This window comes from Providencia sp. Je.9.19, from assembly GCF_051129765.1.
Lineage (GTDB): Bacteria > Pseudomonadota > Gammaproteobacteria > Enterobacterales > Enterobacteriaceae > Providencia.
Map to the genome: position 1 here is coordinate 1 of NZ_JBCPSS010000006.1, position 12570 is coordinate 12570.

Below are 12570 nucleotides of genomic sequence, written 5' to 3' on the forward strand. Positions count from 1 at the left end.
ACGTGTTAGTCACTCTTCAAGACTTTAACTTCAAATAATACATTTTTGATAGTGTCTTGTGAGTGCCCACACAGATTGTCTGATAAATTGTTAAAGAGCGTTGCAACTCATCTTTCGATGTCGACACCAAATTCTGTGAATCAGGTCGTTGTTGCGAGGAGCCGTATAATACGTTTTCCTCATGGAGAGTCAAGCTTTTTTTCGCTTATCTTTTCAGATTCTCTCGCTGCCGTTTCAGTGTTCATCGCGCTTTGCGTTGTCTTGTTCCCGGTCAGTGGATGCGCATTATAGGGAGTCAGAAAAATCTGGCAAGTGTTTTTTTGATTTTTTATTTTAACTGATTATCTTTCATACTTTACGCCCATTTATCCATCAAAAACTGAGAGATTAGCCTTAATTTGATAAAAAAATGGCGGCTATCAAAGCCGCCATTCAGTTTATCTATTGAATCTAAAAATAATATCGCAATTAATTTATTACTGTTTCGCTACGATTTCATTATTTTCTACATCTAATGTAACAGGGATGCCCGGGATTAACCTACCTGACAATATCTCTTGTGCCAGTGGATTTTCAATTTCCTGCTGAATCGCACGTTTCAATGGCCTTGCCCCATATATTGGATCATAACCTGCTTCACCAATTTTCTCGAGAGCAGCAGCCGTTGCTGTCACTTCATAGCCATGTTCTTCAAGACGTTTATATAAACGAGCAAGTTGAATATTGGCAATATTCATAATTTGCTCTTGACCTAATGGGTGGAACACAACAACTTCATCTATACGGTTAATAAATTCAGGTCTGAAACTATGGGCAACAACTTCCATCACCATATCTTTCATTTCTGAATAACCAATCATGCCAAACCGCTCTTGGATCAAATCAGAACCAAGGTTTGATGTCATGATAATTACCGTATTACGGAAATCGACAGTTCTACCTTGACCATCAGTTAAACGTCCATCATCCAATACCTGTAATAAGATATTGAATACATCAGGGTGAGCTTTCTCAACTTCATCCAATAAAATAACTGAATATGGACGACGTCTTACCGCTTCTGTTAAATAGCCGCCTTCTTCATAGCCAACATAGCCTGGAGGTGCCCCAACCAAACGAGAAACTGAGTGTTTTTCCATAAATTCAGACATATCGATACGAACCATCGCATCATCGCTATCGAACATAAAATTCGCTAACGCTTTACATAACTCAGTTTTACCTACACCTGTTGGCCCTAAGAACATAAAAGAACCAATCGGACGGTTTGGATCGGCTAATCCTGCACGGCTACGTCGGATAGCATTTGATACAGCAACAACGGCCTCATCTTGGCCAATTACTCGTTGATGTAACTGTTGCTCCATACGCAATAGTTTTTCTCTTTCACTTTCTAACATTCTTGAAACTGGAATACCTGTCCAGCGTGCAAGAATTTCAGCAATTTCGACATCAGTAACTTTATTACGTAAAAGCTTCATGCTTTTACCTTCTGCCTTGGTTGCAGCATCAAGCTGTTTTTCCAATTCAGGTATACGACCGTATTGCAACTCAGACATTTTAGCTAAATCACCCACACGACGTGCTTTTTCCATTTCAATACGGGTGTTTTCTAATTCAGCTTTAATGTGCTGCGTACCTGTCAATGACGCTTTTTCAGCTTTCCATTCTTCATCTAAAGAAGAATATTCACGTTCTTTTTCAGCTAATTCTTCTTCAAGCATTTCGAGACGCTTTTTACTTGCATCATCAGACTCTTTCTTCAATGCTTGCTGCTCTAGCTTTAACTGAATAATTCTACGTTCTAATCTATCTAAGGATTCTGGTTTCGAATCCATCTGCATACGTAAACTCGCACCAGCTTCGTCAATTAGATCAATTGCTTTATCTGGTAACATACGGTCAGTTATGTAACGATGCGATAACGTCGCGGCCGCTACAATAGCTGGGTCTGTAATTTGTACATGATGGTGAAGCTCATAGCGCTCTTTTAAACCACGTAAAATTGCGATGGTATCTTCGACTGAAGGCTCCGCCACATATACTTTTTGGAAACGACGCTCTAAAGCCGCATCTTTTTCAATATATTGGCGATATTCATCCAGTGTCGTTGCACCTACGCAATGTAGTTCACCACGAGCAAGTGCAGGTTTCAACATATTACCTGCATCCATTGCACCGTCAGCTTTACCTGCACCGACCATCGTATGCAACTCATCAATAAATAGAATGACGCTACCTTCTTGCTTAGCAAGGTCATTCAATACGCCTTTTAAACGTTCTTCAAATTCACCGCGATATTTAGCACCCGCAATCAGTGCCCCCATATCCAATGATAATACGCGTTTATTTTTTAAGCCTTCCGGCACTTCACCATTAACAATACGTTGTGCTAAACCTTCAACGATGGCCGTTTTACCCACACCTGGCTCACCAATTAAAACTGGGTTATTTTTGGTACGACGCTGTAAAACTTGAATAGTACGACGAATTTCGTCATCACGCCCAATCACTGGGTCTAATTTGCCTTGTTCTGCTCGCTCAGTTAAGTCGACAGTATATTTTTTCAAGGCTTGACGCTGATCTTCAGCGCTTTGGTCATTCACTTTTTCTCCGCCTCGCATCTGTTCTATTGCCTTTTTTAAGTTATCTTTATTAACACCTGCTGCTTTGAGCATATCTGCTAATGTTGTATTGGCTTCTAAAGCGGCAAGTAGAAATAATTCTGAGGAGATAAACTCATCTCCATGCTTTTGTGCTAGTTGATCGCACAAATTCAAATGACGCATTAAATCACTTGATGGTTGAACATCACCAGCAACACCTTGTACTTGAGGCAAACGCGTCAATGCATCTTCAATCTTTTGCTTAAGCTGTACGGCATTAACACCTAAAGTTGTCAGCAAAGGACGTACAGTGCCACCTTCTTGGTTAAACAAAGCACTGAGTAAATGAATAGGTTCTATAAACTGGTTTTCACGCCCAAGGGCTAATGACTGGGCGTCAGCGAGAGCTTGCTGGAATTTATTAGTTAAACGGTCCAGACGCATAACACCTCCGATAATAAATGGGATTAGAATTGCTACTGGAAATAAGATGAGGTCTATTTTTGAAGATTCAAGTTTTAGGTGCGATTATTTTCAATATAGTTGTTAAATCAGAACAAAAAACCATTTACTAGTTATTTATCCATATTAGTGAAGCCATTCTTCCCGTCTTCCCCTCACGTCGATAGGAAAAAAATCTGTTTTCTTCAGTCACAGTGCAAAAAGAACCACCATAAATAGATATTATACCGACTGCTTGCAACTTTTTTCGCGCTAGTAAATAGATATCCGCCAAGTATTTATCACCATGAGAGGTAAAAGCTAAACTCAATTCAGACGATTGATTAAGAAATGCGTCTCTAACTTCAGCACCAACTTCAAATTTTTCAGGCCCAATTGCAGGACCGAGCCAAGCCATGATTTCATCTGGTGGACAAGAAAATTTAGCAACGGTATTTTCAAGGACACCGTTGCATAATCCACGCCAACCAGCATGAGCTGCCGCGACTTCAGTTCCATTTTTATTACAAAATAACACAGGCAAGCAATCTGCGGTCATGATCGCACATACTTGCTCTACCGTATTAGTATAGACAGCATCTGCTTGTTTGCTTTTAATTATGCCGTTATCTAAGTGTAATACAGTGGTACCGTGCACTTGCTCAAGCCACAACGGCTGCTGTGGCAAATGAGCAAGAGAAACCAGTCTGCAACGATTTTCACTAACAGCCTTAGGGTCATCATCAACATGACAACCTAAATTCAGACTATCAAACGGTGGCAAACTTACGCCACCAATACGAGTAGTACTGCAGCTTGCTATATTTTTAGGCTGTGGCCAGTCAGGAAAAATCAATGCGCTCATTACCAATCCATATTGTCTTTATGTAATTTAGTATCCGCTTTTAAAGCGTCGATTAATTTTACCATATCATCAGGCAATGGTGCATGCCACTCCATTTGGATCCCTGATATTGGATGAAATAGACGCAACATCGTGGCATGAAGCGCTTGTCTATCAAAACCACGCATCACTTCTAAAAACTCATCTGTTGCGCCTTTTAATGGGCGAGGTCTACCGCCATATAACGCATCACCAATAAGAGGATGATTAATATGAGCCATATGAACGCGAATTTGGTGTGTTCTCCCAGTCTCTAAACGCAAGCGCAAGCGTGTATGTGCTCTAAAGTGTTCCATCACACGATAGTGTGTAATCGCTGGTTTTCCCATTGGATGAACGGCCATGTGGGTTCTTTTAGTTGGATGCCTTGAAATAGGTTCCTCAACCATGCCACCTGCTGTCATTCTGCCAACAGCAACAGCTTCATACTCACGTGTAATTTCTCTCAATTGTAGAGCTTCTACCAAATGCGTTTGAGCAGGAACCGTTTTCGCCACGACCATCAAGCCTGTCGTGTCTTTATCTAAACGATGAACAATACCAGCTCTTGGCACATCGGCAATTTCTGGATAGCGATATAATAGTGCATTAAGTATCGTGCCATCAGGGTTGCCCGCACCCGGATGAACAACTAAACCGCGAGGTTTATTGATAACTAAGATATCATCATCTTCATAAACTACATCTAATGGAATATCTTGAGGCTCCCAGCGTTTATCTTCTTCAATAAGCGCATCGACTAAAATTTGTTCGCTACCTAAAACTTTTTCCTTTGGCTTATTGATAACTTTGCCATTAACCTGCACTCTATCAGCTAAAATCCATTCTTTTATGCGTGAGCGTGAATAATCAGGGAACAATTCGGCCAAAGCCTGATCTAAACGTTGACCGAGCTGTGATTCAGCGATGGTTGCACTAAGTTGTACTTGTTGAGCCATAAATTAATCTACTTTTTTCGTGTTTGTATTTTGACGGCGCTGCCGTTTCATTTAAAATATATGCTATTGTAACCCGAATCTTTGCCGGGAGCCTTATGGATAGACTCCCTCGAAACACTCAGAGGATAACCTACACGTGATGATACGTATGAAACATCTGGTGGCTGCTGCCACGTTAAGCCTGGTTCTCACCGGGTGCTCCAGCAATAGCGAGATCAGCCCTGATAGCTCCCCAGCTGAAATTTATAGTACGGGTCAGCAAAAATTACAGGATGGTAACTATAAAGCTGCGATTAAACAGTTTGAAGCTTTGGACAATCGCTATCCGTTTGGCCCATATGCCCAGCAGGTTCAATTAGACCTTATTTACGCCTATTATAAATCCGCTGAGCTACCAATGGCGATAGCCGCGATTGACCGTTTCATGCGTTTAAATCCAACACATCCAAACATAGACTATGTTATTTATATCCGTGGCCTAACGGCTATGGCATTGGATGACAGTCTGCTGCAAGGCCTCTTAGGTATCGATCGTTCTGATCGTGATCCTCAGCATGCGCGTGTTGCATTCAAAGATTTCAGCCAACTCGTTCGCTACTATCCTAACAGTCTTTATTCAAATGATGCTAGCAAGCGTCTAGTATATCTAAAAGATCGTTTAGCTAAGTTTGACCTGTCTGTCGTAGAATACTACAACAAACGGGGTGCATATGTCGCGGTTGTTAATCGTGTGCAGCAAATGCTAAAAGACTATCCAGATACAGAAGCAACACGTAACGCTTTGGCGTATATGGAAATTGCTTATAATCAGATGGGACTAGATCAAGAAGCAAATAAAGTTGGCAGCATTATAGCGGCTAACCCTCAGTAACATCTTGGTAAGATCTAAAACAGCAGCCTTGGCTGCTGTTTTTATTTCATCGCTAATTATCATAACTTGCTATCTATTAATCTGCTTTCAAATAACCTAAAATTTTACCCAAAAAGAGTACCGACCATTAACCGTTACGATAGTCAACTCTGTCAGTTTCTCCTAATCAAGTAAATTTGGCAATCCTTTTCATTCCCTTTTTTATGCAAAATCACACTTCAGATGGCCAACTCACTACTCCTCATTGAAATGTGATCCACGTCAACTTTTCATCATGAATTATGGGTATTCTAAATACATTAGAGACGGAAACAATGAGAGGTAACTATATGATAGTGAACATTACTAGTAAGCAAATGGATATTACCCCAGCAATTCGTGAGCACATTGAAGACCGTCTAACAAAACTCGATAAGTGGCAAGTTTCCCTGATTAATACCCATGTGGTGTTATCAAAAGAACCACAAGGCTTTATGGTTGATGCCAACATAAAAACAGCTACGGGTAAATTAGTAGCAAGCGCCAAACATGAAGACATGTATGTTGCAATAAATGAACTGATTAACAAACTTGAAAGACAACTCAATAAAGTTCAACACAAAGGAGAATCAAGAAGGGCTAACAATAGTGTAAAAGAAGCGAACATTGTTACGTTATAAGTAGTTACGTTATAAATAGTTACGTTATAATTTTATATTATCTATCAACTTATCTTGAAACTTTGCTAACGCGCTCATTACGGGCGCGTTTTTTGCTAGTTATTCTTTTTAATTGACTTTCTCCTAGCTATCAGGTCTATTTAACAGATGTTTAATTATAGGTGTTATAGATGAACTTCAATTCTGTCTTCTTTTTCTTCTTTTTTAGTTACTCTTAAATAAGGGGCTTTTGTCGTTCGAGAAAAAAAAGAAGACAATATTTTAAAGCCCCCTACTTAGGGGGCTTTTTTATTCAATAATATTTTATAGGGTGGGTTGGATGGAAAATAGCAATAATTTATTGAAAGTACGTGAAAAAATCACTCTATTAGATAGTGAGCTACTCAACCTTCTAGCAAAACGTAGAGGTTATGCAGTCGAAGTCGCTGAAACTAAAATTGATGATAATCGTCCAATTCGTGATAAAGAACGTGAGCGCCAATTACTCGATATATTGATTAACAAAGGAAAGCCATTAGGATTAGATGGCTTCTATGTTACTCGATTATTCCAAATGATAATTGAAGATTCAGTACTCACTCAACAAGCTATCCTACAACAGCACCTAAATTTGACACCGAATGATTCGGCGAGATTTGCTTTTTTAGGTCCTAAAGGCTCATATTCACATATTGCTGCTCGCCAATATTCAGCTCGTCACTTTGACCAATTAGTTGAATGTAGCTGCCATAAATTCCAAGATATTTTCTCTCTCGTGGAAAGTGGCCAAGCTGATTATGGTATTTTACCTATTGAAAATACCAGCTCAGGTGCAATTAATGACGTTTATGATTTACTACAAAATACGTCGCTATCTATTGTAGGCGAGATCCGACTACCAATTAACCATTGCTTACTTACTATGGGAAACACAGATTTAAGTAAGATAGATACCGTTTACAGCCATCCTCAACCTTTCCAACAATGTAGTCAATATTTAGCTCAATACCCTCATTTGAAAATAAAATATTGCGATAGTACATCCACGGCGATGCAAATGGTGGCAGAACTGAATTTACCGAATGTCGCAGCTTTAGGTAGTGAGGCTGGTGGCGCACTATATGATCTTAAAGTTCTCGAGCATAATTTAGCTAATCAACAAATCAATATGACTCGTTTTATTGTTGTCGCGCAGCAAGCAATTGAAGTCACAGAGCAAGTTCCAGCTAAAACAACTCTGTTGGTAACTACTGGTCAACAAGCGGGTGCATTGGTCGATGCATTAATTATTTTAAAAAATAATAAGATAATTATGAGTAAACTAGAATCTCGACCAATTAATGGTAAGCCATGGGAAGAAATGTTTTATGTCGATGTGCACGCCAATCTACGTTCAGATAATATGCAGCAAGCATTAAAAGAATTATCGACAATTACTCGTTCAATAAAAATACTCGGATGCTACCCTTCTGAAAATATTGTGCCAGTTGAACCTGAGAAAATCATACCTTAATAAATAAGCTGCCCTATAACCCTATAAGTAGGGCAGCTTATTATATAAAATTTAATTTTACTCTTGTGTAACAGGCTTTGAATTCACACGAAAATAGCTCGCTAGCTCTTTCAAATGAAACGCTTGCTCATTAAGAGAGCCTGCGGCAACAACGGATTCTTCAACTAAACTTGCATTTTGTTGCGTCATTAAATCTAACTGCCCTACTGCACTATTAATTTGTGAGATACCGTCACTTTGTTCACGACTTGCCTGCCCAATTTCTTGTAGCAATGCATTCATTTCTTGTACGCTCGCTACCATACCGTGAATTTGGTTACTTGCCTTTTCGACTAGTGACATACCGTCTTTAGCTTGAGATGATGAGTTATCGATTAAACCTCGAATATCATTTGCTGAAGCTGCACTTTTTTGTGCTAACAACCTCACTTCTCCTGCAACAACAGCAAAACCTCGCCCGTGTTCTCCAGCTCTTGCCGCCTCAACCGAGGCATTTAAAGCAAGGATATTTGTTTGAAATGCAATCGAATCAATCAAATTAATAATATCGGTCATTTGTGCTGAAGAGGTATTGATAGCTCGCATTTTATCAGTGAGCTGGATCATCATTCGACCATTGTCTTTTACCGCGATCTCCGCATTGTTTGCCAATGAGGTCGCTTCATGAGTGTGCTCTGTTGTATTTTGTACCGTTGAGGTAATCTGCTCCATCGAGCTCGCTGTTTCTTCTACTGAAGCCGCTTGTTCTTCAGTTCTTGCCGCTAGATTTTGATTTCCTGCAACTATTTGACCCGCAGCAGCTGAAATACTTTCAGAACCATTTTGCATTTCTTGTACAATTTCCAGCAACCGGGCTTTCATATCTACAAGAGATTCCAACAAAACCCCTGTTTCATCTTTAGACTGTATTTTAATATCTTTAGTTAAATCACCACTCGCAATTGCTTGAGCAAAACCAACTGCGCTATCTAATGGGCGAGTAATGCTGATCGTTATAAACCATCCCATTGCACAACCTATAGCGATACTCACAAAGGACAATATTGCTAATAAAACTTTATTTGTTTCATAGTCTTCATTAACTTGATGCCCTACCTCCTGCATATCCAAATCCTGAATTGACATTAACGTTTGAATTTGTTCACGATAATCACGCTGAATACTCAAGGTTTTTGTCATCATTTCATCAATAGCAGCCTGACGATTATTTTGATTCAATAATTCCATAATGCGTGCTTGTGACTCATGGAATTGTTTTCGAATAAGATGGAGATCAGATAATGCTTCTTTTGAGCGACTATCTGTTACGCTATTATCGAGCTTATCAATGAGACTAGTAATATTTTGACTAATTTTAGCCAACTCTTCCTTGCGCTTATCGCTGCCGCGGTCATCAAGTAAAATAAGTTGCTGCATAGCAATATAAGAATAAAAATTATCCATCATTTGCCCTGCTGTCGATGCGATAGGATAACTTTTAAATAGAACTTGTTGCATACCTTCATTAGCTCGGCTTAAGTTTACCGATGAAAATATAGAACTTAAAACGATGAGGGTTATAAATACACCGAATGCAATCGTTAATTTAATACTAATCTTAAGATTTTTAAAAGACATATAGTTACCACACTTATCATCATTTAATGAATAGTGTTATCGGTATAAATCGGGGGATCTTTATCAGATAAGTCGACTAATTTATAAATATCAATTTGAAAAATTGATTAATTTAAATTTATACAATAGATTAATTCAATAGCGAAGTAAGGCAATCGATTCATTCACCATAAACTATGATAATAAGTAAAATTACTTATTTTAAATAAATTTAATCATATGGAATGAAATTCAGCATAAAAATAATTAATGAAAAGAAAAATGCGTTATCCCTTAGAGACACTTTTGTCCTAAGGGATATTATAATATTACATTATTTACGATTATCATTAGCGCGTTGCAATAACGACTGACTTTCTTTCATAAAATGATGAGCATCTTCGCCAAACCACTGGCTAACTTTATTAAATTGCTCTATAAATTCTGCCTTATCATTTCGTTCGAGCATTTCAATCGATTGCCCTAATAAACGATAGTAGCGGCGAATAAGCTCAACATTTTCATCTGAAGACATAATGATATCTGCGTATAGTTGAGGATCTTGGGCAAATAACCGCCCTACCATCGCCAATTCTAAACGATAAATAGGTGAAGAAAGCGATAGTAATTGTTGTAAATCGACTTCTTCATTTGCTAAATTTTGTCCATAAGCAAAAGTCGTAAAGTGACGCAATGCTTGGATAAAGCTCATATTCTTATCATGATCTTCAGCAGTGATCTTTTTTAGTCTAGCTCCCCAAACTAATAATTGCTCAAGAAACCATTGATAGGACTCGGCATCTCGACCATCACAATAAGCAAAAACTTGTTTTGCCACACTATCGACATCAGGTCCAAACATCGGGTGTAACCCGAGAACAGGGCCTTCATGAACAGTAAGCATTGCTTCTAATGGTTTTTGTTTTATCGAGGCAATATCAATAAGGATCGTGCTTTTATCCAGTGTGGGTAATTGATTAATGACATTCACCGTCAAATGAATCGGTACACTAATAATAACCACACTTGCCCCAGCAACGATAGATTTTGCTTGAGGCCAATCATTTTCACCTAAGGTTTTTACCTGATATCCCGATAAAGTGAGTAACCGATTAAATAATCGTCCCATTTTACCGTCACCACCCACGATAACGATGGGACCGGCAGATGGATTTAGTGTTTTAAAACCTTTATCATTTTCACGGGCATAAGATTCTCGCATAATCCGTCTGAGCACATCTTCAATTAAATCAGGCGGAACCCCCATATGCTCGGCATCAAAACGGCGAGCGGCTAACATGCTCGACTCGCGTTCCGGTACGTAGATTGGTAATCCATGCTGACTCTTTACTTCACCGACTTCAGCAACAAGCTGTAACCGCTTAGCCAATAATTCCAGTAAAGATTTATCAACCTCATCAATTTGGTCCCTTAAATGGGATAATTCAACAGACATACCAATACCTTGCTTAGCTTACTTTGCTTAATTTTCGTGCGCGTTGTTCAAGCATAGGTAACATAGCTTGATGTAGATTACGCAACACAGATTCCGTTGTTTGCCAATCAATACAAGCATCTGTCACAGAAACACCGTATTTCATGGTGTCACGTGGCTGTTCAGAGGTTTGATTCCCCTCATTGATATGACTTTCCACCATAATACCTGTAATTGACTCATTACCATTAGTTATTTGTTCAATGATAGAATCAATAACCAATGGCTGGCGACGGTAATCTTTATTTGAATTACCATGGCTACAATCGACCATTAATGACGGTTCAAGCCCTGCTTTTTTCATTTCTGCTTCACATGCAGCAATATCTTCAGCACTGTAATTAGGTGTTTTACCGCCACGTAAGATCACATGACCGTTCTCGTTGCCTTTTGTATGCAATAAACAAACTTGCCCTGACTGATTAATTCCCATGAAACGGTGTGGCATTGCAGCCGCTTTCAGCGCATTTATCGCAGTTGATAAACTACCATCAGTACCGTTTTTAAAACCAACTGGCATTGATAAGCCTGAAGCCATTTCTCGGTGAGTCTGCGATTCAGTTGTTCTAGCGCCGATAGCTGACCAACTAAATAAATCACCTAAGTACTGAGGATTATTAGGATCTAGTGCTTCTGTCGCGAGCGGTAATCCCATATTGACTAAACTTGTCAGTAAGTCGCGGGCAATATGTAATCCTTTTTCCATTTCAAAAGAACCGTCCATAAAAGGATCGCTGATTAATCCTTTCCAACCCACAGTAGTACGAGGTTTTTCAAAATAAACACGCATCACAATATATAAGCTATCACTTAACTCTGCGGCTAGACTTTGTAAACGCTCACCATATTCAATAGCGGCATCTACATCATGAATTGAGCAAGGACCACATACCACGAGTAAGCGCGGATCACGCTGATGAATTATATCAGCGATAATTTTACGCGATGTCGCAATGGCATGCAGATTGTTGTGACTCAGTGGAAACTTATGTTTCAGGCTTTCAGGAGTAATAAGAACCTGTTCATCTTGAATATTCACATTATTGAGTACATCTTTTTGCATGATCATTTTTTTACCTATTTAGCTTATTATTTATATATTGTGTTTAAGTGCGTAAGCAATAACATACCATGGTACGTAAAGAATTCAATCCATTGATGTAAAATATTTCCACCTCCGTAAATAATTAATTACACAAGCATAACGCACTGAATAGAAATAAGTTTTTCTTGAAATTAATATTTAAAATATTTAAAAGTGGATTTTAAACAAAAAATCGTATAGTTAAGTTTACAAAAACAGAAAGTAACGAAATCACATTTATTTAGAATGTTATTGTGAAGAAGAAGGTTATGCCTAATCTATAATTCAAATAGTTCAAGTTGTAGCAAGGAGGCAAATGAATGAGACGCAAGGAGCGTACATGAGGACTAGTGCAAATAAATGTTACTAACACAGATATGACTTGAAATATGACTTCTTAACTCTATTTATATTTATTCTATTTATTCTATTTATTCTAAATAGTTCGTGTTGTGGCTAGGCGGCAAAGTGAAGACAGCGCAGG

The 12570-nt window shown here is 38.7% G+C and carries 9 protein-coding genes and 1 other annotated feature; of the genes, 3 read left to right on the forward strand and 6 right to left on the reverse strand.

The features are described from left to right. Nucleotides 1-476: 476 nt before the first annotated feature. The 3 genes from clpB to rluD all read right to left on the reverse strand — a co-directional run bounded on the left by clpB (nt 477) and on the right by rluD (nt 4889). Nucleotides 477-3050 (reverse strand): ATP-dependent chaperone ClpB, encoded by a 2574-nt coding sequence (gene clpB, locus AAZR93_RS17405; protein ID WP_294107359.1) that lies wholly within the window; start codon nt 3048-3050, stop codon nt 477-479. A 127-nt stretch (nt 3051-3177) separates the two neighbouring features. Beyond that, nucleotides 3178-3912, reverse strand: coding sequence for a purine nucleoside phosphorylase YfiH (gene yfiH / locus AAZR93_RS17410; protein ID WP_434720549.1), 735 nt, complete (start codon nt 3910-3912; stop codon nt 3178-3180). Next, nucleotides 3912-4889, reverse strand: coding sequence for a 23S rRNA pseudouridine(1911/1915/1917) synthase RluD (gene rluD, locus AAZR93_RS17415; protein ID WP_434720550.1), 978 nt, complete (start codon nt 4887-4889; stop codon nt 3912-3914). Before rluD ends, yfiH begins: the two co-directional genes overlap by 1 nt. Before the next feature lie 139 nt (nt 4890-5028). On the opposite strand from rluD, the gene bamD reads away from it, so the two are divergent. The 3 genes from bamD to pheA all read left to right on the forward strand — a co-directional run bounded on the left by bamD (nt 5029) and on the right by pheA (nt 7911). Further along, entirely contained in the window at nt 5029-5760 is a 732-nt protein-coding gene (gene bamD, locus AAZR93_RS17420) for an outer membrane protein assembly factor BamD (RefSeq protein WP_294107354.1), read from the forward strand. A gap of 329 nt (nt 5761-6089) precedes the next feature. Then, entirely contained in the window at nt 6090-6419 is a 330-nt protein-coding gene (gene raiA / locus AAZR93_RS17425; protein WP_294107352.1) for a ribosome-associated translation inhibitor RaiA, read from the forward strand. A gap of 169 nt (nt 6420-6588) precedes the next feature. Beyond that, nucleotides 6589-6712 (forward strand) — a sequence feature (Phe leader region). A gap of 26 nt (nt 6713-6738) precedes the next feature. Next, nucleotides 6739-7911 carry a bifunctional chorismate mutase/prephenate dehydratase gene (gene pheA, locus AAZR93_RS17430; RefSeq protein WP_434720551.1) on the forward strand — a complete coding sequence of 391 codons (1173 nt, stop codon included), beginning with the start codon at nt 6739-6741 and terminating at the stop codon, nt 7909-7911. A 57-nt stretch (nt 7912-7968) separates the two neighbouring features. Here the strand turns inward: pheA and AAZR93_RS17435 are convergent, their stop codons facing one another. The 3 genes from AAZR93_RS17435 to AAZR93_RS17445 all read right to left on the reverse strand — a co-directional run bounded on the left by AAZR93_RS17435 (nt 7969) and on the right by AAZR93_RS17445 (nt 12071). After that, nucleotides 7969-9528 (reverse strand): methyl-accepting chemotaxis protein, encoded by a 1560-nt coding sequence (locus AAZR93_RS17435; RefSeq protein WP_434720552.1) that lies wholly within the window; start codon nt 9526-9528, stop codon nt 7969-7971. A gap of 313 nt (nt 9529-9841) precedes the next feature. Beyond that, nucleotides 9842-10963 (reverse strand): bifunctional chorismate mutase/prephenate dehydrogenase, encoded by a 1122-nt coding sequence (gene tyrA / locus AAZR93_RS17440; protein ID WP_434720553.1) that lies wholly within the window; start codon nt 10961-10963, stop codon nt 9842-9844. A gap of 13 nt (nt 10964-10976) precedes the next feature. Further along, on the reverse strand, nt 10977-12071 hold the full coding sequence (locus tag AAZR93_RS17445) for a 3-deoxy-7-phosphoheptulonate synthase (RefSeq protein ID WP_294107344.1): 1095 nt from the start codon (nt 12069-12071) through the stop codon (nt 10977-10979). Nucleotides 12072-12570 lie beyond the last annotated feature (499 nt).